Here is a 21,634-nt window from a genome sequence, read left to right as displayed (position 1 = left end):
CAGGGCTAAATAGTGTGGTTAAGCCTTTGATTCGGATGTGGCCTGCTTTTGCAATCTCTTTCCCCAAAATACAATGTGTTTTGTCTTTACAGGATTCAGAAGGTCTGACTCTTTTTCCCTTTGTTCGTCGCGAACGCTACCATCGTGAGTTGTAGAGCCTTGGTTATAGAAACCATTAACTCATGTTAGTGAAAGGAGATTCCTGCTTCCTATAGTGCTTCTTTCACCAATCTTCTGTTTGGGCCATTATCTCTAACATCCAGACGCGAAATAGCATAAGATACACGGCCTTTACTAGCACTGAGCCACTCATCGTAATGACAGATAAAACACAGCAAGCGACATTTGCCGATCTTGGCCTGATTCCAACCTTAGTCGAGCGACTAGAAGCGTTAGAATACAGCCAACCGACGCCCATTCAATCTCATACCATTCCTTATATCCTTGAAGGGAAAGACATTGTTGGCGGTGCCAATACGGGCTCTGGTAAAACCGCTGCTTTTTCGCTTCCAATTCTGCAAAAAATTGTTCGGCAAGATGAATCAAATAATCGCCGTGGTAACTTCGTTTCTCACCTGATTTTAGTTCCAACTCGTGAGCTGGCATCACAGGTGGCATACAACGTCAAATCTTACTCATACCATCTTAGAGATAAGATCAAAACGGTTGCCGTATTTGGTGGTGTGTCGGTGAACCCACAAATGCTGGCGCTTCGCGGTGGCTGTGACATTATCGTAGCTACGCCGGGTCGATTACTTGATCTGGTATCCAGTAACGCGATTAAGTTGGACCAAGTAAAAACGCTCGTGCTCGATGAAGCTGACCGTATGTTGAGCCTCGGATTTACCGAAGAACTCAATAAGATTCTTGCGTTACTGCCAGAGAAGAAGCAGACGCTGCTATTTTCTGCTACTTTCCCTGATAAAGTCACGACGCTGTCTCAGCACTTGCTCCGCGACCCTGCTGAAGTTCAGTTGCAGAGCGCAGAAGCCAGCACTTTGGTGCAACGCGTGTTTAGTGTAAATAAAGGTGAGAAAACGGCGGTACTCGCGCACTTAATCAAACAACATCAGTGGCGACAGACTTTGATTTTTGTGAATGCTAAGAATGCCTGTAACCATTTAGCTCAAAAACTGTCAAAACGCGGTATTACTGCTGAAGTTTTCCATGGTGATAAAGGGCAGGGCGCTCGTACTCGTGTACTTGACGGTTTTAAGTCTGGCGAGATTCAAGTTCTTATTGCCACCGATATCGCAGCACGTGGCCTTGATATTGAAAAGCTGCCAGTGGTGATTAACTTCGATCTCCCGCGTAGTCCTGCTGACTATATGCATCGAATAGGGCGTAGTGGTCGTGCTGGTGAAGTGGGTCTAGGGCTATCTCTTATCGATTACGATGACTACCACCATTTCAAAGTGATAGAAAAGAAAAATAAATTCCAACTTGAACGTGAGCAGGTAGAGGGCTTTGAAGTGGAAGACGACCAAAGTGAAGCCTACTTTTTACCGATGAAGCCGCGAGCAAAGCCAGCAGGTACGGGTAAAAAGAAGAAAAAGCGTAATCAATAGAAAACGTAAACTACATGTGAGTTTACTTATGGGAGGCGTTGGAGAAGGGGGCGCACTAGCTTGAGTATTCTCTTCTAGCCATTTCTTTAAAGAACAATAGAGCCTTGCTGGAGCTACCAGTAGGGCTCTATTGCTTTTCAAGGTTATGTACTATCGACGCGTCGGACGTCCACGAGGTGAGCGTTTTTTAAATGCGGATGCAGCTTTAGCTTGTGACTTGAGGATAGAGTCAACGGTTAGCGGCATTGGCTCTTTAGGTTCAAGACCATGAGGGAACGTACGAGCTCTCGGTGGTAAATCATATTCTTCTTCACTTGCGCGTGGCATGCGCTTAAAGCGATAAAGGTAAAAGTTTTCTAATTTTTCTCTCGCCCATTCGGTCTTCTTTAAATACTTCACACTACTTGCAATCGAAGGCTTAGTGTTAAAGCAATTAAAGCGCATTGCTGTATCTAGAATGTCCCAGCCATAAAAATCCACCAACTCTTGCAACATAGTTTCTAGCTTTAACCCGTGCAGTGGGTTGTTCCGTTGCAGTTCGATTCTTTCTTCGTCAGTCATCATTTTAGGGGCCTTACTCATCAAAGGGTGGAGTTTAGCAAAGTATACATTACAGAGATATCTATAGTTAGGCAGCGATGGTTTGGGTTGCAACTCGATTTGATGTTGTTAGTGCGTACTTGCATGAGCAAAATTAACCAATTACCTGTGTGAATTCAGACATGTTTTTCTACCCTGAAAAGCACAGGTGGGGTTGCGACTGTTCCTCTTCTTGAATTGCTGTTCAAAAACTCTCACTAAAGATCGGCGTACTCTAATATAATGTTAAATATTTGTGTAACAAGTGAGATTTTTGTTGTTCTTTTACTAATGTCTAATATTCCTACCGATAGCAATACATGCTTAATAGGTTCAAATCAAAAATTAGCCATACCACTTTCTTGGTGTGGCCTCGATGTTTGATGTGGGTGTTGTCTCGTATTGGTCTGTATACCAAGCGAAACTCTAGTTGGCATAGTTCAACGTTGAAATATAACAAAGGATAGCTCAATGTCTGACTCAAGTAAGACCTTTTACAGGGATGTGCGCAAAAAACCGCATGAATTTGAAAGTCGTGAAGACTTTCTAAACCATGATTTAACCATCATGAGCTTTCGTCGCTGGGGTATTCATTTGCCATCACGTGATTACAGTATTGAAATCGAAGACTGGGTGCCTGCATTAGCCGCCACCATTGGTAAAGTGGTTATGGTAACCGCCATGGTTGCCGCCTTTGCGGCTCAATTTGGCTTATCTCCCGAGTTCGTTGCAGAAAACGTGCGTTACGAACTGCTTATTGCGGGCGCTCTGTTCGTTATCCTGTTTTCTGCCATCCTAAATCCGAACGCAAACTTAGCCGGTACTCACGGCCCAATGATACCACTGATTCCTATGATTGCTGCCGCTGGGGGGCATCCTCTGGCTCTCGGTTTGATGGTATGTGCTTTTGGTTTAATTCTCGCTTTTACTAAAGGCGGTTCTAAACTCATGACCCTGACTGGCATTGGAGTTCGAGGAGGGTTATTGATCTACCTAGGCGCTGTTGGGTTGCTCGGACAGATTAATAAGACGGAAGCGTGGGCTGCTAGTACGGATCAAGGTTACATTTCGTTTGTTGTCATTGGTCTAACGGTTATGGTTTATGCCTACCTAGCTAAGATCAACAAGCGTTGGTTGGCAATCCCACTGTGCTCTGCACTCGCGGGTATTGTTGCTTATTTGATGGGCGCTGAGTTTGCTTTTACCACTGAGCCGGGCCTGCCTAATTTCAGTCCATTCTATTGGTGGGGTGAAGATACAGGCTGGCAACTAGGTTGGCCAACCTTAGAGCACTTTATTGCCGTGACTCCATTTGCGCTACTGGCAGTCGCTATGTGGTCCCCTGATTATCTTGGCCATCGTGTGTTTCAAGAACTTAACTACCCGAAAGAAGCGAAAGGCGTACTCATGGATGTCGACGACACGATGGTCGGAGCGTCTGTTCGTCAGGGAGTTGGCTCACTATTAGGTGGCGGAAACCTAGCTTCTTCTTGGGGAACGTACATGATTCCAGCCGCAATTGCTAAACGTCCTATTCCAGGTGGCGCACTGTTAACGGGTTTCATGTGTATTGCCGCCGCGGTAATTGGTTACCCTATGGATCTAGCGATGTGGGAGCCTGTTCTGCGTGTTGCTTTGATTGTCGGTGTATTCTTACCGCTTTTAGAAGCGGGTATGCAGATGATCCACAAGCATAAAGATTCACTCAGTGCCGGTATCTGTATTTTTGCCTGTGCATTCGTTAATCCAGTCTTTGGCTGGGCAATCACGATGCTGCTGGATAACCTTGGACTTATCGGCGACCATGAGCGTGCCAACGAACTCTCGCGCAAAGATAAATACCTGATTCCTGGCACTGCGTTTATCGTTTGTGCAGGCTCCCTTGCTGTTGTTGGTCAGCTTCCAGGCATTCCAGCCCTTATAGGTTAATCGAATTACGCTCTAAAGGCATAGTTGGAGTGGTAAGTAAGAGGGCTTTCTCAAGCTATGCCTATTTCTCAAAAGTAAAAGGTTTGGACTGTGTAGTTAAGCCTTCAAAGCGCATGTAGGGAAAGTAAGGCGCAAACAAAAAGCTACCTAGTAATAGGTAGCTTTTTGTATAGACATTTAGCCTACGAAGTCGTGACTAAATAATTGATTCAATGCCATATTTTTCGCCGTAGTGTTCAACGACAAAATCAATGTCTTTGTCACCGCGACCGGATAAGTTGATCAGAATTGAGCTAGTTTCTCCTTGCTTCGCGAGTTTAATCGCGTAAGCGACAGCGTGTGCGGATTCAATCGCTGGAATAATCCCCTCTTCGCGAGACAGTTCAAAGAATGCATCAATCGCTTCGTCATCACTGATTGAGCCGTAATTGACACGGCCAATGTCTTTTAAGTAACTATGCTGAGGCCCAACCGATGGGTAATCTAAGCCACTTGCTACAGAATAGACTTCCTGAGGTTCGCCTTGCTCATCTTTAAGCATGTAAGACTTAAATCCGTGCATAATACCTGGCTCACCGAGTGTGAGTGTTGCAGCATGCTCGCCAACCTTTTGCAAAGAACGGCCCGCGGGCTCGACGCCGTGAATAGCGACTTGTTCATCGTCTAGGAAAGCAGTAAATAGCCCCATCGCATTAGATCCTCCCCCAACACATGCAACGAGATTATTGGGTAGCTTACCAGTCATTTCTTTGAATTGAACTCGTGCTTCGTTACCGATAATTGATTGGAAATCTCGTACCATTTTAGGGAATGGGTGAGGGCCAACGACAGAGCCTATCGCATAAAGTTGTGTATCAGGATCTTTCAGATAAGCTTCGAATGCAGAATCTACTGCTTCTTTGAGGGTTTTGCGCCCATGAGTGGCAGGAAGGACATTAGCACCAAGGATTCTCATGCGGACGACATTCGGATGTTCTTTGGCGATATCAACTTCACCCATGTAAATATCGCATTTCAAGCCAACCAATGCCGCGGCTGTAGCAAGCGCAACACCGTGTTGCCCTGCGCCAGTTTCAGCAATCAGCTTCTTCTTACCCATCTTTTTAGCGAGAATGGCTTCCCCTAAGCAGTGGTTAATTTTATGTGCGCCTGTATGGTTTAAGTCTTCGCGCTTTAGGTAGATGTCTGCTCCGTATTTTTTAGACAAGTTTTCCGCATGGAAGATTGGGCTAGGTCGTCCAACAAAGTGCTTATACAGACGAGCGAGTTCCGCTTTAAATTCAGGATCTTTGCAGCATTCCTCATAAGCTGCGTTGATGTCATGCATGATTTGTTTAAGCTCAGGTGGAACAAAGCTACCACCGTATTCACCAAAGTATCCTTCTTCGTTGGGCATAGTGAGATCAAACGAGTTTTTCATTATTTACATCCTAGTTAACGAAAGTATTGATACTTTTATAACCAAAATTTAGAAGTGGTTGTGTGATCAGTTGCTTAAATCAGAATTCGCGATCTAGTGAACTAGTTAAAAAGTACAATTTGTGTGGTTGGTAACGGGTTGGGTACAACATAAGGTGGGGTTTAAGAGGCGCAAAAAAGCCCCGAGAGATCCTAGGCTGTCATAAGAACCTCTCGAGGCAAACAGAGTGTTGGAAATACACTCTGCGATGGTGTCTGGAAACAAAAGTTAGATTCGTTTCCTTTGCCAGATATTAGGGTTTTAGAATGAGCTGATGTCAGCAAAATGTCACAAGTTAATCGCGGTATCTAAAGCTTATTTTTTATTTTTGAACAATGGGTTAGAAAATAGACTACAACAGACTAACCTACCGTGTGTTCTGCATCTTTTAAATTGAACATGATCTTTCTTTGTTTCGAATCGACGTCTTTAACCAACACGTGCACTTTAGTCCCTAAAGTAAACGTGGTGCTCTGGCTGGAAATTTTTTGTTTGACTGCATCAAATTCGAACTCACCATTTTGAAAACTTGATAAAGGAATGAGACCTTCGATTCGGTTTTCCTCTAACTCAACAAATACCCCGAAGTGTGTGACTCCAGACACCGTCCCCATGAAGTGTTGCCCGATAAATGGCTTCATGTAATGACATTTCAGTGCTGACTCAACCTCTCGACTCACTTCATCTGCCTGACGAGATTGATGCGAACAGTGCACGCTCAGTTGCTCGATTACTTTTGTATCGTAAGGGTAGTTGTTCGCAGCACCTGTCAATTGACGAATAGGTTTTAGTTTCATGAGCAGACTGCGTAGCTTGCCTGTTTTTTGCTCTCGAAGTTTAGCGCGAATGGCGCGGTGAACGAGTAAGTCTGGGTAACGACGAATTGGCGAAGTAAAGTGTGCGTATGCGTCATAGGCTAAACCGAAGTGACCCATATTCTTCGGCGAATACTCGGCTTGACTTTGAGAACGTAGCAGTAGGGTACGAATCACATCACACTCATCCAAATCTTGCACCTGTTCCAGTAATGCGTTGTAGTCATGAGAAGTTGGTTTATCACCACCCGCAAGCGTTAGCCCTTTGTCTGCAAGCATCATTCTTAATGAGGACAGTTTTTTCATCTGAGGACCAGAGTGCACGCGGTATAAGCTCGGTATTTTTTGTTGCTGCAAAAATTGAGCGGTGGCAACGTTGGCACACAGCATGAATTCTTCGATCATTCGGTGGGCATCATTTCGAACTACAGGAACGATGGACGCGATTTTCTTTTTATTGTTTAACGTGAATGAAAGCTCTTGCGTGTCAAAATCAATGGCACCACGGACTTGACGTTGACCAGATAGGTTCAAATACAAGCGATGGAGATTCACCAGATGCTGTTTAATGTTTTGTTTTGGGTTCTTACCTTGGTATTTTTTTGCTTCCGCTGATTGGGAAACAATGCGGTAAGCTTCGTTATAAGTTAAACGAGCATGCGAGTGAATGATCCCTTCAGAAAACTCTGAATCTAGCATGTTACCTTCGTCGTCAAAGGTCATCTCACATACCATAACCAATCTGTCTTCATTCGGGTTAAGCGAGCACAAACCGTTAGATAATGTTTCTGGTAGCATTGGTACAACGTATCCGGGGAAGTAAACGGACGTTGCACGAGATTGCGCCTCAAGATCTAAATGGTCGTTTGGCTGAACGTAGTGAGATACGTCTGCAATCGCGACGAATAACTTCCAATGCCCGTTGTCCATTTGGTATGCGTAAACGGCATCATCAAAGTCTTTCGCGTCGTCCCCGTCGATAGTGACGAACGGTAAATCTCGATAATCCACTCGTGACGTTTTGTCTTTTTCGTCTACGTGATTGCCAAATGCGGAAGCAGCGTGAAGAACTTCATCATCCCAATGGTCATTGATGCCATGTCGACGTAACGCCAATTTAACTTCAATCCCTGCTTCTCCTGGACGCCCTAATACTTCAGCCACTTCAACTGTTGTTGATTGTCTGTGATCTGGATAGGCCGTGACTTTACAATGAACGAGTTTACCGGCACTTTTGGCGATAAGATCATTTGGTGTGACATGAATGGTTTGAGTCAGTTTCGCGCTTTCTGGCACTAGATAGAAGTTCGAACCTTTTCTCTTTAACAAGCCCACGATGTGGGTTGTTTTTCGTTCCACTATTTTGATGAAACGATGATTTGAGCGTCCTTGATGCTGAGCATTGCCTTTCAGAACCAGTACGATATCGCCATCAAACACATGAGTAAGTTGGTGTTTAGGTAAGAAAAGGTCTTTTTCATTACTGTCGTAAGTGACAAATCCAAAGCCGTCTGCGTGAATGCTGACCTTTCCAGAAACCAAAGCGGTTTGATCGACTTTTTTATAACCACGGCGATGCGTGAAAATCAACTGGCCATCGCGCTCCATAGCGCGTAAACGTTTTTTTAAAGCGTCTTTTTGTGGTTTCTCATCTAAGCCAGTAGAGCGAGAAATTTGCTCGTGACTTAAGTGATTTTTAACTTTATCGAATAGGCTAAGGATAACGTCTCGGCTAGGGATAATGTGCTCGTAATTATTAGAATTTATTGATTGTGCGGATATATTTAATTTCATTTTTTTCTCTTATATTCGCCAATCGCTTTTATTTTATAAACTTTATTTATATGAGCAAAGCATGAGGCGAAGTGATTCAGATATGAATCAGATTAATTTAATTCCAAACTGGAATTGCAAGATAGGTAGTGTGATTACCTAAAGATGTATACCAAAGTGACTTTATTGAAAGTGATTAATGACGGTGTGGGAGAGGTAAGTGATTTGGGTATATAAACTTAGATAGAGAATAGTAAGGGCGGCGATAAGTGGAAGGGGATGGTGGCACCAACAACGTTGATGCCACACAAAGAATTACAGTGCAGTTACTTCAGCAGCTTGTAAACCTTTGTTACCTTGTTCAACAACGAACGATACTTTTTGGCCTTCAGTAAGAGTTTTGAAGCCTTCAGAAACAATAGAACGGAAGTGAACGAATACGTCATCACCGCCATTGTCTTGAGAAATAAAACCAAAACCTTTAGTTTCGTTGAACCATTTTACTGAACCAGTTAATTTATTAGACATAGATACCTCTATATTTGATTGTTTTAAATATTGAATTTTTAGCTAATATCAAGTGCTACTATATGATTTTAGAGATAACTATTTTGTCGCAGGAACGTAAACGAGGAATTCGATGTGGAACTGAGAGAAACTTTGATCTTTAATTACATTAATAGCTCTTTCCGTAAGAGCTGATGTGCAGTATACCGACAAAATTAATAAAGGCTAGCCTTTTCTTTTTTTATTTTTTAATTACACCAAGCGCATTGCATTCAAAGCATACGCTTGGTGTATAAGACGGTATGATGTTATAGATGGTGCTGAGCGCTTAGTGTTTTCTGGTTGGGCCGTTACGAACGATGTCTTTACCATTGTCATATACGTGCTGCGAAACCCAGCGGCCAAGGAGCAATTGGTGCTTTTCTCCTAATACGGCAACAAATGGACGGCCATCGGTATTAGAGGTGGCTAGCGCAACGCCAGTGACACCTTCAAGACCCAGAGCGCCGCTTTCTACTAAATGCAGAAATGCCTCTAACTCTTCAATCGTTTCGATTACATGGTTATCAATATTCATTGTATTCAATCTCTTCGAATTGCATTGCGGTCGCGTACTCTACCTAAGTTAAGCGTGGAAACCAAGTTTCTGCGTGAGTCATGTAATGAGAGAGCCAAGCCCTGCCACTAATCATCGATAGTTAGTCTCGATAGTCCGGAACTTGTCTAGATTCAATAAAGGTGACAACCCTCGCTGGTTAGACATGAGTCACATAATGTTGTCTGGCTTATGTCAACAATACTTTTGTTATTGGATAGGGTGAAGGGGAGTGCAATAATTTGTGAAACTCTTTTCCTAAAGGTTGTTATGAAGAAAGTCCTGATTACCGGTTTTGAGCCTTTTGGTGGTGACGCCATTAACCCCGCTTTAGAAGCGGTGAAGCGATTAGAGGCTGTGGCAATAGAAGATGCCATGATCGTTACTTGCCCAGTTCCTGTGATTCGGCATGAGTCAGTGAATACCGTTATTGATGCAATAGAAGCGCACCAGCCAGATTGTGTGATTACCGTTGGGCAAGCGGCTGGACGTGGCGTGATCACCCCAGAGCGTGTCGCAATTAATGTGGATGATTTTCGTATTCCAGATAACGCTGGTCATCAGCCGATTGATGAACCCGTAGTGGCTGACGGCCCAGATGCTTACTTCTCGACGCTGCCGATAAAGCGTGTTGTTCAAACGCTGCAAAAGCAGGGGATACCTAGCCAGATTTCTAACAGTGCCGGAACATTTGTATGTAACCACCTTTTTTATGGCATCCAACATTATCTAAAAGACAAACCAATTCGTCATGGGTTTGTTCATATCCCATTATTGCCAGAACAAGCAGTAGATGGCAGTCAGCCTTCCATGTCTCTGGAGATGATAGTCGAAGGGCTAAGGCTAGTGGCTCAAGTTTGTATTGCCAATGAAAACGACATATTGATCAGCGGCGGGTCGATTTGCTAGTAAGTGTTTTACAGTCCACTAAGTGTCTGAAAGCTAGTAATAAGTTCATCGTTTGATGTTGTAATAAATGTTAGCTTTGTCAAATTTCACAAGTAGCGAAAGGAGTAGCATTGAATAGTCAGGTTGGATGTTGTTCAAACTGGCGTTCCCCTAATACAGGAGGTGTTAGGGGCTACCCTTACGAAAGGCGAGTTATCATGAAAAGCAACAAAAGTAAGTCTATCGCACTTATCTCTGTCGTTGTTTTCGCATTGGCTATCGCTGCGCTTAAATTCGAAAACACGCTCGGAGTTCTTCCCATCGTAGTCGCTATTATCGCGTTTTTTACCTGCGTCATTTACACCAGTATGTATCTTTCTGATATGAAGCGTTCAGAGTTGATAAGTCACTCTGATCATTCTCAAAAAATGTGTACCCACGCATCACGCAATGAGCTTGATGAGCGCGATAAAAAGCGTTGAAGCGAGTCACATTCTCCGTATACTTTGCGGGAGCATTAATGCACTAACGTGTCGGAGATAAGCATGTCAAATCGAGTACCAACCAACATACTGACCGGATTTTTGGGTGTCGGTAAAACGACCACGATTTTAAATCTACTGAAGAACAAACCGGAAAACGAAAGCTGGGCGGTTTTGGTCAATGAATTTGGTGAGATTGGCATCGACGGTGCATTGATGACCGACCAAGGAGCGCTGATTAAAGAAGTGCCGGGTGGCTGTATGTGTTGCACGGCGGGCGTGCCAATGTCGGTCGGTATTACCGCGTTACTGCGCCAAAAACCGGACCGTTTATTGATTGAGCCGACAGGCCTTGGTCATCCAAAACAGGTTATCGCGACGCTTACCTCAGAACAGTATGAACCTTACGTTGATCTAAAAGCGACGATCGCTCTGGTTGATCCGCGTAACTTAAGTGATGAGAAATATCTTTCTAACCAAAATTTCGTGGACCAGTTAGACAGCGCAGATGTGGTTATAGGCAGTAAGGTTGACCTTTGTACCAGTCACGACATTGATGTGTTTAATGACTGGGTGACGGACCAATCTCCCTCAAAAGTATTCAGTAAGCTTATTCATGACGGTGAGTTACCGATAGAAGTCTTGGATATCGAACGAGTTTACGGCAGCGCTTCTTCCCATATTGAGTCACACCATCATGACCATGCTCACCAAGAGCCTCAATTCCAGTTGCCGCCTGGTGAAGCCTTTGTGCGTAAAGAGAACAAAGGGCAAGGGTATTTTAGTTGCGGGTGGTTGTTTGGGGCAGAGTACACGTTTGATTTTGATAAACTTTTCTCAATGCTTTCGGAATTAACGGCGGAACGTGTTAAAGCGGTGGTCAACACAGATCAGGGGTGTTACGCGTTTAATGTTGCCAACCGAGTCGTGTCGGTGAATGAAATCAGCTTAGAAGGGTTTGAATCACGATTAGAAGTGATAGATTCTCAGCTGTTGCCATGGGATGAACTTGAGCAAATTCTCCTTCAGTTGTCTGGCATCAAGCGTTAAATCGAACAAATGTTAAACGGAAACGGTGAACCAGCAATCTGTCTGCGTTCGCCGTTTTTGCTTTTGTAGTGTTTCAATGAGAAAAGTGAGATAAATCACTCAAATTCGGGTATAGTGCACGGCTAAATTTTTAAAGCTATTTTTAGTGGTTTGTTTAAGGAATACGCTCAATGTCATTTTCATCTCAAGGTTTTGCGCCAGAAGTGGTTAAAGCACTGGCAGAATGCGGTTATGAAAAGTTAACGCCAATTCAACAGAAGGCGATTCCAATGGCTCGCAAAGGCCATGATATTTTCGCTACAGCACAAACAGGTACTGGTAAAACGGCTGCGTTTTCTCTGCCTATGATTCAGCAGTTGTTAGACAGTAACCGTAGCGCTTCTCGTAAGACTGCTCGTGCACTTATCTTGGCTCCAACTCGCGAGCTTGCTGAACAAATTGCTGACAACATCAAAGCTTATACGAAGTACACCAATCTGTCGGTGGCGGCGATTTTCGGTGGCCGTAAAATGTCTTCTCAGGTTGCGGCACTGGAAAATGGTGTTGATATCCTTGTGGCTACACCTGGTCGATTGGAAGAACACATCGAACAAGGTAATGTCTCGGTGGCACACGTAGAGTTTTTGGTGTTTGATGAAGCAGACCGTATCTTGGATATGGGCTTTATTCATGCAGTTCGTAAGATCATGCTGGATGTGGATACAGACCCACAAATCATGATGTTTTCGGCAACGACTTCAAGCCAGCTAAATCTGTTAGCGAAAGACATTCTGCGTAAACCAAAACGTATCGAAGTAGAGCGTGCAAATACTACGGCACAAACAGTTGCTCACGTGCTATATCCAGTTGATCAAGAGCGAAAAACGGAACTGCTTTCAGAGCTAATTGGTCGCAAAAACTGGAAACAAGTGTTGGTATTTGTGAACTATAAAGAGACCGCAAACGAAGTGGTAAAAGAGCTGAAACTTGATGGTATCAAAGCGGTGGTTTGTCATGGTGACCGTGCTCAAAGCGCTCGTCGTCGTGCGCTAGAAGAGTTCAAGTCTGGCAAAGCACGTGTCATGGTGGCTACCGATGTCGCTGCTCGAGGTCTAGATATTGAAGACTTACCTCACGTTGTGAACTATGACATGCCTTTCCTAGCGGAAGATTACGTTCACCGAATTGGTCGTACGGGTCGTGCAGGTAAACAAGGTCATGCTGTTTCATTTGTAAACCGAGATGAAGAGCTCACGGTGGTTCAGGTTGAAAATCTAATCCAGCAACGCATTCGCCGTATTGAGCTTGCAGGCTATGAACCAAAACAGCGTGAATCTTACATTGAAAAGCTGCACTCAAAACCAGCATTCAAGAATCGTCAAGGTCGTCGTAATAATCCGAACCAGTCGGCAACAGACCAAGGGTCGGCAGAGCGTCGTCTTGCTATGGTGAAGCGCCTGAAAGCGCGTCGTGGCGCAAAGTAAATTACATCAGTTTGTGATGAAAAGAGCCCCTCAATTGAGGGGCTCTTTTTGTTTGCCGTTTCGCGTTAATTTAGGCCAAGCATATTGGGTTCACCACGATAAATAATGCGATCGTTTCCTCGGTGAATACCAAACGTAACAATGACGGGTGGGTTTTCCTCTTCACTTGTAGAGCTATCCCAATCGTATTTCAGCCAAGGGATGCGATTGCCTGAGCTGTCTAAATCTAGGTGGAATTGTATTTGCTCGCGCGCTGAGTCAATTTGGCTTGCAACGATATCGGTCATCCTGCCAATACTCATCGTTCCAACGCCAGAAAGAAGGGCGTTGTTTGCTGGCGCATGCGACCAAATTGGCGTGCTGAAGTAATATTCACCATTCGCCGTTGTTGAGCTGTCATCGAAGTTAGTCGTAAATCGACCGTTTTGCCAAATTTCCACATCAAGTGGCACTTTGATCACCATGCCTTGGTTGCCACCTACATCTTGAAAGTTCAAACGACCGAATCGAATGTCCGGTTGTTGAGTGAGCACTTCGCTGTTATCAAAGAAATTTACCTCATCAACGGCTTTAGTCGTGACTATACCTATTTTGCTGCTGTCACTGTTAGTCCCATTATTAAATGGACCATCAGGGTATTGTTTATCGGTTGTGTTCTTTTTCCAACATGGGCTATTGTTACAAGTCGCGTTGGTTGAGGGCTTCTCGATAACAAACGTTCCAACACTCGCGCTACCCAGTAGTTTCCAGTCTACCTTCTTAGGCTTAGGCGGCAAAAACCGTTCGGAGTATGAGCTTAGCTCGCCTAAATCGAAATGTTGTTGAAGGTTAGATGAAAAGTGGACGTAGTTCTTCACGTTTTCTTTATTCGCATTGAGTGCGACAACATCGTAAGTGACTTTTTCAAAAGGTTGATTCATGTAAGCAAAAGTTTGGCCATGTGGGTAGTGCCATCCTTGGTCTTGCACTTGAAAATATTTTGGGTAAAAACGACCGATGTAACGATAGCCTTCGTTAACAGTCATACCTAGATATTTACTTTCTAGGTTTGCTTTTACTCTCAAGCTCCCGACTTCTTCCCAATATAATCCATTAAAGACGAATTGATCATTCTTGGCTGAATTATGCGCCTGAGCCAGTGAGTAACTACTTTTTAGCAATTTCGAGGTTTGGTTCGCTGTCTCTGATGGCGTATGTTGCTCACTCGACAAGACAACGGATGCTGCTGGAGCGTCATCAAGCGTAAAATTACGGGTGATAGAGGCATCACAATAACGTGCTGATTCAACAGAACCACTTACAGAGCCGTCAGTTTGCCAAATGATCGGCTTCACTGTTAGAGAGAAAAGTTCTCCGGCGGCAATAAACCCATCTCCTTGTTCAGAGGTGCCAGAAGGCAAAGCACGTTGGTTGTCACAGATAGCCAGTGTCCATGGTCGCGAGTACACATTAAATGTTCCTTTCACTTCCACTTTGCCTTCTTCTGGGCACTCTTCAAATCCCTCACATTCAAAATGATCGGACAATGTCACTTCAAATATGCCGGACTCGTTCGTGATAAGACCATGTTCAGACAAGCCGTCTTTAAATTCCGCTGAATAGCTAAAGTTTCCTTCACTTCCTCCTAATGGTTGAACCAATGGATGAAAAACCTTAGGAGTACCATTGTAGTTGCTTGCCACTACAGGTTCGCCTGTGGAGGCACAAGCCAGCAATCGCGTATGCACGTTTTCTGGTTTACCTGCAATAACGCGTATTTCATTTAAAGTGGCGCTTTTCGTCTTTGAGTAGGCCTCAAACATAAATGGCGTAAACATAAAGCTAACCGTTTGATGCTTGCTGGTGTCTTCTGCCATAGTGAAAGTCAGCGTGTAGTTCGTACCTAACGCGATGGTATCAATATCGTTCGGGACCACTCGAACAACGAGCTCACCATTGTCGTCAGACATAAATTGGTTTGCTTTTAATATCTGCTGACCTTTGACCACCTCTAAAGTGAACAAGTCAGGGTGTGATAGGGCAGCACTGACTTCTGCGCTTACAACTTCTCCATTATTGGTTGTTGTTGCTGTAAATTGCGGAAGATCGTCGCCGCACATCAGTGCCATGTCGTCCGATGGTGTGACGCTTAGGTCGAAGTCGTTCTCCGATGGAGGTTGCATGCTGCAATTCGGAACATCTTGAGGGGTGATCGGACAGAGCTGAGAAGAGTAGTGACAATCAGTGTCGCCCAATCCACAGTATTGCGTGTATCTGTTGTCTTGTGCTTTCGTTTGTGCACTTCCTGGCGTTTGTTGGATTTCACCACAAACTTGACTTGGCTGATTTGGAGCGTTGTTGAAGTTCAATGTTTGGAAGTATTTAATTGCTGTAGTAGAGCCATAGAACGAACCGTTCAATGCGGCAGATGCTCCTTTAGTCTCAGTAGTGCCGTAGATCTCCATGTCATCAATAAGCAGAGAACTGTGCGCCACAATGTCACCGACGACAAAATGATCTTGTAAAGGATGGTTTGTTTTTAGGTGTAGTGTGTCGCCTTGTGATTCGACCTTACCGCAGATGTTTGCATTGAATATATCGGTCGTGCTGTGTGTCGAAATATCACCAATTATGGTGTTGTACGCTCCATCAATGTGAAGTGTCGAACCTGTTAGCTTAATATTCCCGTCTATGAGAATGTTATGCAGCTTTGTTGGGTAAGCCGATAGAAGATCACCATAGATAACAGTGTGCTTATTTTGGTAATCGTCAATGCTTGAAGCTTTCTCATTGTTAACCGTTAATCCGGTAGCGAGTGCGTGTAGAGAGATACGCTTATTGGGTTCACCAATCGTATTGTTCCCCTCTAACACAATGCCATGAGCTGCTTCTAGCGTTATCTCTTTTTCCGGTAATGAGGAGACAATTTTGTCACCTGCGGGTAGGACTAGTTTCCCTGTACAGTGATAAGTCGTACCATCACTTCCGATACTAAAACTCTTGTGTGAGCAAAGTTGACCTAACTCAGATAGATCTTTGACGTCATAAGTGGTGGCGTGTGAGGCTAGTGGTAAAACAAGAACCGCAGCGAAAATACTGCAAAGACGCATCATCAAATGTCCTAAAAAAGTGGAACAAGATGGCATCAAGCGAGCGTGAGCAAGTGCTCACAGAAGTTGAAATGTCGGCGGTGTTTTTGGTTTTTAATCCGCTTACTTATTGAACTTTGGCTATTTTTATTTCGTATGTCATACCAAAGCATAGTGGTGTTATTAGAACGTAAGTATGTGATTAGTTCAATAGCTAAGTGTGACATGAGTCGCTTTATTCATGTAACTATTTGTTGGTAAAAGATAATAATTAACCATGTTGGTTCAGAATCAGTAGCTTGAGCGTCCTGATTCTGAACAGAACTTAATCCTAGGCTGCGTGAACAATGAGTGGCGCCATTTGATATAACTCTTCTAGTATGGCTTTCGTTTGTCTCGAATAGACCAGACGATCGCGATCGCCTACGAGTTGAATGGCTCTGACTTTACCTGCAACCAGACATTGCCTAATGGTGCGTAGAACCATTTGGATATCAATTTCTGAGGTACCATCAAGGCTGTTTTTGGTTTTTAGGGAGCCAAGGTCGATACTGAGGATTATTTGGTCGCAATAGTCGAGGTAATTGCCGATCAACTGCTTTACATTATTGCGATGACGAAAAGAAAACTCTTTATCGGTTACCCAGTCACAACCTTGATCCTCCGCGTATTCCCACGTTTCTTGCTTTGTATCTTGTTCGCTAACACCAGCAAAAAATAATCGCACGTTTTGATAGCGAGAAAGAGCAAAATGGAATGCGGAGCCTAAACGTGGTTCAAGTGTTGGCTTCAAGTTCATGTCATGTCCAATATTTACCACACCCACTTCGTCTCGATAAGACACGACCACAGGTAACATGGACAAGATTGCCTCGGTACAGTTAGTTACTAAAACAGGAATTGAGTGGCGAGAAAGCGAAAGGCTTAACGCTTCCTGAAACTCGCCATTTTCCAGCTTGTCGTGGTTGAAGTGACCAAAGTTTTCAGCGGTTTCATGATCATGCTGTTGGTACAGCCAGTCGCTAGCATTTTCTAAACTTTGATCAGCTAATTCAAACGCGCCCTTAGACATGGGTGGCAAATACTCACACACTGTCATAAAAGAAAAAGGGTAATGCTGCGGCTGTTTCACGGTGTGGTGGAGTTTATAGCGTTTGAAAAAGCTTAACATGATGAATTACCTTTCTGGTGGTAGTGCCCTTGCCGCTTGCAACACATGCAAAATAATGCGCTGCTTATCCTTTTCGACTCGGTGGGCCGGAGCCATCACCGATACCGCGCCGATCAGTTTGCTTCCTTTCATCACTGGTGCACTGATGCCAGAAACACCCGGGTCAATTTCAGAAGTACTGACGGCATATCCGTGTTTACGGATGGTTGTGAGCTCTTGTTCCCATTCGTCTCGTCGGTGATCTTGATTAAAGTATCTCAAGATTTTCTCGCATCGACTTTGAGGCATAAAAGCGAGCATCACTTTAGATGAGGCACCACGTAGCAGAGGTTGACTTTGACCCTGGACGAAGCTGCAACGCAGCGCCTGCATACTTTCTTTTTGTCTGACACAAAGCGCGCGATACCCTGCAGGTACCATATAAGCGGCCATTTCCCCTGTTTGTTGTACCAACCGAGCCAGTATGGTTTCGACCATATCTAAACCATGCTGTGCGGTCTCATAGCTATGCATGAGCAGCAATGCTGCCGGGCCAACGACAAATGTCTTGTCGTGTACGCTTTCTTCAATCAAGTTCCACTCTTTGAGTAGCTTCAAGTGTCGGTAGAGACTGCTCAAAGGAACGTTCAATTGCTCGCTTAGCGTTTTCGCAGAAACTGGGAATGGACTAACTGCAACTTGCATTAACAACTGCAGTGCTTTTTCGTTTACCTGGTTCGCATTAGCTTTGTTTGTCGTCATGAGAGTGTTGTAACGTGTTATATGAATTACGACAAATATAATTCTTAATCACTGAGAAAAGAAAAATAATTTTAATGGGTAATTCTCGTAGAGTGAGAATTTGACGACTGAGGGCTTACCTCGGTACCGATAGGCTCAAAAATGATGTCGTATTGACGTCTCAGGTTTGAGTCGTTTGATGCTAAATTGGAACAAGAGGGATTAAGACATTGTTTAGTTTGCGGTATTACCAAGTGTTTCGCATACTGAGTTAATCTAAATAAATAATATTATAAACGAGAGTTGCTAGTGGGTATCAGAATCCAGATACCATCTCAGTAAATCGGTTTTATAAAAGGTTACTTTTATATGCTGAATAAGGCGCTTTTTAAAAAAGCCATCATTTTTTTGTTGCCCATTCCTTTGATTGTTGGCGAGGTCTTGTATTTAGCTCGTGAAAGCGTGCAAAACAACCTCAATCATCTATTAGAAAAAAATGTTCAAATCGCAGACGAAATTTTATTCCAAATAGAGACCGAAAACCGCACGGCTTTGTTGCATCCTAGACGATGTGAAGAGCTTCAGCAAAACTTGATGTTTGAACGAGATATCGAAGAAATGCTGATTGTAAAAGATGGGATCATTACGTGTTCTTCTAAACTGGGCGTAATTTCTAAGCCGTTAGCCGAGCACATTACATTTCCTGAGGGACAAGCGTTAGCACTGGGAAACGTGGATAGCGTATATGACCAATTTTTGCTCGTCGTGACCGAAGGAGAGCGAGGTTATCAAGCGGTGACGATTATTGATCATGACTACTTTAATGCGAAGATAGGATTTAATAACGATTTACGTTTAAAACGCTCTACCTTATTTATCCATGACCAAGTTGCACCTGAAGAAGCGTTGAGAACGGGAAGTAATCCTATTGGCATCAAATCGTCGCAAATGTTTGAGTATGAAGCTTTGAGTGAAGCTAGCGATCTATTTGTCAAACAGAGAACACTTTCCTATTTTTTGTATTCAATTCCAATCATTTTTGTTATCTATCTTTGCTTATATGCGTTAAATAAATTTATCGATCCTCATCGAAGCTTGGTTCTGGATTTAAAGAAAGCCATAAAGAAAGGCGAGTTGACTCTGTATTACCAGCCCCAGATTAACGTCGATACTGGTCAACTATTTGGTTTTGAAGCCCTAGTGCGATGGGAACATCAGAATAAAGGGTTCATTTCTCCTGATGAGTTTGTACCAGCGGCGGAGCAAAGTGGATTGGTCTTTTTGCTCACGGATTACGTTCTCGATAAAGCGGCAGAAGACTTTAGTAAATTAGACTTTAATCAGTCTGTTCACCTTGGTATTAATGTGCCGCCCGGTTACTTAGTTGGGCCAAACGCGATTAGAAAGATTCAACTCATTGATAGGAAGTTAAGTCGAAATAACGTCTCATTAGGCATAGAGATAACAGAACGTCAACTCATTGATGCTGAAGCCAGAAAGTGTATCGCAGCGCTGCGAGTACATGGCATTGATGTGTTAATCGACGATTTTGGTACCGGTCAAACCTCGCTGGCGTTTCTGCAGCACATGCGTATTGATTACCTAAAAATCGATAAATGTTTTGTCGAAACTATTGGTATACCTAGCCTTAGTGCTTCTGTTTTAAAAGCTATTGTTCACTTTGCGGAAGAGCTGAAAGTACAACTCATCGCTGAAGGTGTAGAAACAACGGCGCAAGCCGACCATTTGAAAAAGATGGGAGTGCGATATCATCAAGGATATTTTTACTCCAAGCCTTTACCTTATGATCAACTTGCTCAGCGAAGTCATTATGATTGGTAAACGTTAGCCCGATAACATTGGTCATTGTCATCAAAAACAAACTCTAACTCATTCTTGATGCTATCCAAGCGGTCTTCTTGGTAATGAGATACATACAATAGCTGGCTTAAATTCTCTCGGGCGATGAGCTCAAGTGTATTCTTAACTAAACGCCTGCCAAGAAAATCCAACCCTTGATATGGCTCGTCCAAAATCAGTAATGTTGGTTGTTTAACGATGGCTCTTGCAATCAACAACAGGCGCTGTTGACCATACTCTAATTGCTTGAATGAGGTTTTTCGGTATTGGCTCATATGTAGGATGTCGAGCCATTCGTTTGCGATGTCCACTTCTTTACGAGTGGGTTGGTTATACAACCCTATGGAGTCGTAAAAACCGGACAAAATCACGTCTAGCGCACTGCAGTTAACGCGGTATTGAAGGTGTAACGCTGAAGATACCATACCTATGTGCTGCTTAATTTCCCAGATTGTCTCGCCAGACCCTCGCTTTTTACCAAAGATATCAATGTCATTGCTGTAGCACTGAGGATGATCACCAAAGATTAACCCAAGCAAGGTGCTCTTCCCACAGCCATTTGGGCCTTTGATCTGCCAATGCTGACCTTTGTCTATTCGCCAGTTTAAGTCAGTAAAGATCTTCTTATCAGTGTATTCAACAGACCCATTTGTTAGTTTAAATATTGGGTTGTCGAAGTGTGTCGAGTGCTGATGCTGACGTATCAAGTTCATCATTTCTTCACTCTGTTGCTCGGACTGAGATTTAATTTGTTCAATGATTGGATGATTATCCCAACTGGATTTATCCATCGTACTGTCCAGCTTTCCTGCACTGAAAAGCGCAACGCGATCAATCCACTCAGGCATATCAGACTCGCGAGAAAACGTGACCAGTAGCTGTACGGTTTGAGAAAGCGAGTGTAAATAGTGAGCGAGAGCTGCTCGATGGGCAATATCTAAACCAGTAAATGGGTTATCTAGCAGTAACAAATCAGGCTGTGTTGCTAAAGCGCGAGCTAGCATCACTCGTCTTGTTTCCCCAGTAGAGAGAACACGAAAGCCACTGTGTTTAAGGTGAGTTAGGTCGAGGTCGGTAATCAGTTGATCTATTAAATTAGCGTCTTGGCTGCACTCCTGAATGAGTGAGTAAACGGTACTGCCTTGATCGATACGATCAAGAAAGTCTGTATCGTCCTTTTCTAATTCTCTTTCCAGTAATCGCTGTTGCTCTGATAACGACACTTGAGCAACGGACAGCCCATCAAGCTCAAGTTTCCCGCTTATTGGTGAAAGTTCACCACAAATAAGGTCTCCAAGTAGAGCTCCAATATCCCCATCCGCGCTGAATATTCCCCAAGATTGTTGAGTATCTATTTTCCAATCGTCAATAAATAGGTGAGCCATGTTCCCTTGAGCGGCAAGCTGACTAAAACGAATAGTCATATGTTTGTCTTCCTTGTTTTCGTTGTAATCGTTTATTTATAACAATTTACGAACTCAGTAAGGAAGCGCTTTTGTGTATTAATTTTAATCAATGCAGCATCTTGTGCGCACTCAAGGGTAGTGCTATTTGAGAGTGAAACCGCCACTATGTTTGCAGGTAATAAATTGACCTATCAGTAATTTTATTGAATTTTACAATGAGCTTATCATTATGCGCATAAATGCTATGCTGCTACACTCATACTTGCCGTTTATTTAATTAATCAATGTAAGGACACATGTT

At 43.6% G+C, this 21,634-nt stretch carries 16 protein-coding genes; 7 read left to right on the top strand and 9 right to left on the bottom strand.

The window, feature by feature from the left end:
* Positions 1-317: 317 nt before the first annotated feature.
* A complete protein-coding gene (locus NB463_RS19305; protein ID WP_258432054.1) occupies positions 318-1,568 on the top strand; it encodes a DEAD/DEAH box helicase in 1,251 nt (416 codons plus the stop codon).
* 150 nt (positions 1,569-1,718) lie between these two features.
* Here the strand turns inward: NB463_RS19305 and NB463_RS19300 are convergent, their stop codons facing one another.
* On the bottom strand, positions 1,719-2,132 hold the full coding sequence (locus tag NB463_RS19300) for a VF530 family DNA-binding protein (protein ID WP_005391068.1): 414 nt from the start codon (positions 2,130-2,132) through the stop codon (positions 1,719-1,721).
* A gap of 486 nt (positions 2,133-2,618) precedes the next feature.
* Here NB463_RS19300 and NB463_RS19295 point away from each other — a divergent pair, with 486 nt between their 5' ends.
* Positions 2,619-4,076: a DUF3360 domain-containing protein gene (locus NB463_RS19295; RefSeq protein WP_258432053.1), complete on the top strand. Its 1,458-nt coding sequence runs from the start codon at positions 2,619-2,621 to the stop codon at positions 4,074-4,076.
* 196 nt (positions 4,077-4,272) lie between these two features.
* Here the strand turns inward: NB463_RS19295 and trpB are convergent, their stop codons facing one another.
* The 4 genes from trpB to NB463_RS19275 form a co-directional block, all read right to left on the bottom strand.
* Complete coding sequence (gene trpB / locus NB463_RS19290) at positions 4,273-5,496, bottom strand: tryptophan synthase subunit beta (RefSeq protein WP_258432052.1); 1,224 nt, start codon at positions 5,494-5,496, stop codon at positions 4,273-4,275.
* Positions 5,497-5,897: 401 nt separating this feature from the next.
* On the bottom strand, positions 5,898-8,144 hold the full coding sequence (gene rnr / locus NB463_RS19285) for a ribonuclease R (RefSeq protein WP_258516030.1): 2,247 nt from the start codon (positions 8,142-8,144) through the stop codon (positions 5,898-5,900).
* A gap of 294 nt (positions 8,145-8,438) precedes the next feature.
* On the bottom strand, positions 8,439-8,651 hold the full coding sequence (locus NB463_RS19280) for a cold-shock protein (RefSeq protein WP_005375644.1): 213 nt from the start codon (positions 8,649-8,651) through the stop codon (positions 8,439-8,441).
* Positions 8,652-8,958: 307 nt separating this feature from the next.
* Positions 8,959-9,207, bottom strand: a complete 249-nt coding sequence (locus NB463_RS19275) for a hypothetical protein (RefSeq protein WP_005375646.1) — start codon at positions 9,205-9,207, stop codon at positions 8,959-8,961.
* Positions 9,208-9,495: 288 nt separating this feature from the next.
* Here NB463_RS19275 and pcp point away from each other — a divergent pair, with 288 nt between their 5' ends.
* The 4 genes from pcp to NB463_RS19255 all read left to right on the top strand — a co-directional run bounded on the left by pcp (position 9,496) and on the right by NB463_RS19255 (position 13,108).
* A complete protein-coding gene (gene pcp / locus NB463_RS19270; RefSeq protein ID WP_257890192.1) occupies positions 9,496-10,134 on the top strand; it encodes a pyroglutamyl-peptidase I in 639 nt (212 codons plus the stop codon).
* Positions 10,135-10,331: 197 nt separating this feature from the next.
* A complete protein-coding gene (locus NB463_RS19265; protein WP_005391057.1) occupies positions 10,332-10,595 on the top strand; it encodes a hypothetical protein in 264 nt (87 codons plus the stop codon).
* Positions 10,596-10,658: 63 nt separating this feature from the next.
* A complete protein-coding gene (locus NB463_RS19260; protein WP_053808957.1) occupies positions 10,659-11,645 on the top strand; it encodes a CobW family GTP-binding protein in 987 nt (328 codons plus the stop codon).
* 170 nt (positions 11,646-11,815) lie between these two features.
* Positions 11,816-13,108 carry a DEAD/DEAH box helicase gene (locus NB463_RS19255; protein WP_053808958.1) on the top strand — a complete coding sequence of 431 codons (1,293 nt, stop codon included), beginning with the start codon at positions 11,816-11,818 and terminating at the stop codon, positions 13,106-13,108.
* A 65-nt stretch (positions 13,109-13,173) separates the two neighbouring features.
* On the opposite strand, the gene NB463_RS19250 is transcribed toward NB463_RS19255, so the two are convergent.
* From NB463_RS19250 to NB463_RS19240, 3 genes are all read right to left on the bottom strand, one after another.
* Positions 13,174-16,200 (bottom strand): DUF6701 domain-containing protein, encoded by a 3,027-nt coding sequence (locus tag NB463_RS19250; RefSeq protein WP_258430817.1) that lies wholly within the window; start codon positions 16,198-16,200, stop codon positions 13,174-13,176.
* A gap of 307 nt (positions 16,201-16,507) precedes the next feature.
* Positions 16,508-17,347 carry an arginase gene (locus NB463_RS19245; RefSeq protein ID WP_258430816.1) on the bottom strand — a complete coding sequence of 280 codons (840 nt, stop codon included), beginning with the start codon at positions 17,345-17,347 and terminating at the stop codon, positions 16,508-16,510.
* A gap of 6 nt (positions 17,348-17,353) precedes the next feature.
* Positions 17,354-18,088 carry an IclR family transcriptional regulator gene (locus NB463_RS19240; RefSeq protein ID WP_005391048.1) on the bottom strand — a complete coding sequence of 245 codons (735 nt, stop codon included), beginning with the start codon at positions 18,086-18,088 and terminating at the stop codon, positions 17,354-17,356.
* A 348-nt stretch (positions 18,089-18,436) separates the two neighbouring features.
* Here NB463_RS19240 and NB463_RS19235 point away from each other — a divergent pair, with 348 nt between their 5' ends.
* A complete protein-coding gene (locus tag NB463_RS19235) occupies positions 18,437-19,909 on the top strand; it encodes an EAL domain-containing protein (protein WP_257890010.1) in 1,473 nt (490 codons plus the stop codon).
* Here NB463_RS19235 and modF read toward each other — a convergent pair.
* Positions 19,897-21,351, bottom strand: coding sequence for a molybdate ABC transporter ATP-binding protein ModF (gene modF, locus NB463_RS19230; protein ID WP_309303485.1), 1,455 nt, complete (start codon positions 21,349-21,351; stop codon positions 19,897-19,899). The genes NB463_RS19235 and modF overlap by 13 nt on opposite strands.
* Positions 21,352-21,634 lie beyond the last annotated feature (283 nt).

Origin of the sequence: Vibrio sp. RM-41-2B (assembly GCF_024744415.1) — a bacterium.
Lineage (GTDB): Bacteria > Pseudomonadota > Gammaproteobacteria > Enterobacterales > Vibrionaceae > Vibrio > Vibrio diabolicus.
The sequence above is the reverse complement of the archived record's forward strand: the minus strand, read 5'-3'. Positions and strand labels throughout refer to the sequence as shown.

Excerpts from the sequence above, each read along its gene's own strand:
- NB463_RS19305 (WP_258432054.1), top strand. The coding sequence starts at position 318 with ATGACAGATAAAACACAGCAAGCGACATTTGCCGATCTTGGCCTGATT.
- pcp (WP_257890192.1), top strand. The coding sequence starts at position 9,496 with ATGAAGAAAGTCCTGATTACCGGTTTTGAGCCTTTTGGTGGTGACGCC.
- NB463_RS19240 (WP_005391048.1), bottom strand. The coding sequence starts at position 18,088 with ATGACGACAAACAAAGCTAATGCGAACCAGGTAAACGAAAAAGCACTG.
- trpB (WP_258432052.1), bottom strand. The coding sequence starts at position 5,496 with ATGAAAAACTCGTTTGATCTCACTATGCCCAACGAAGAAGGATACTTT.
- NB463_RS19275 (WP_005375646.1), bottom strand. The coding sequence starts at position 9,207 with ATGAATATTGATAACCATGTAATCGAAACGATTGAAGAGTTAGAGGCA.
- NB463_RS19260 (WP_053808957.1), top strand. The coding sequence starts at position 10,659 with ATGTCAAATCGAGTACCAACCAACATACTGACCGGATTTTTGGGTGTC.
- modF (WP_309303485.1), bottom strand. The coding sequence starts at position 21,351 with ATGACTATTCGTTTTAGTCAGCTTGCCGCTCAAGGGAACATGGCTCAC.
- NB463_RS19265 (WP_005391057.1), top strand. The coding sequence starts at position 10,332 with ATGAAAAGCAACAAAAGTAAGTCTATCGCACTTATCTCTGTCGTTGTT.
- NB463_RS19300 (WP_005391068.1), bottom strand. The coding sequence starts at position 2,132 with ATGATGACTGACGAAGAAAGAATCGAACTGCAACGGAACAACCCACTG.
- NB463_RS19280 (WP_005375644.1), bottom strand. The coding sequence starts at position 8,651 with ATGTCTAATAAATTAACTGGTTCAGTAAAATGGTTCAACGAAACTAAA.
- NB463_RS19295 (WP_258432053.1), top strand. The coding sequence starts at position 2,619 with ATGTCTGACTCAAGTAAGACCTTTTACAGGGATGTGCGCAAAAAACCG.
- NB463_RS19235 (WP_257890010.1), top strand. The coding sequence starts at position 18,437 with ATGCTGAATAAGGCGCTTTTTAAAAAAGCCATCATTTTTTTGTTGCCC.
- NB463_RS19245 (WP_258430816.1), bottom strand. The coding sequence starts at position 17,347 with ATGTTAAGCTTTTTCAAACGCTATAAACTCCACCACACCGTGAAACAG.
- NB463_RS19250 (WP_258430817.1), bottom strand. The coding sequence starts at position 16,200 with ATGATGCGTCTTTGCAGTATTTTCGCTGCGGTTCTTGTTTTACCACTA.
- NB463_RS19255 (WP_053808958.1), top strand. The coding sequence starts at position 11,816 with ATGTCATTTTCATCTCAAGGTTTTGCGCCAGAAGTGGTTAAAGCACTG.
- rnr (WP_258516030.1), bottom strand. The coding sequence starts at position 8,144 with ATGAAATTAAATATATCCGCACAATCAATAAATTCTAATAATTACGAG.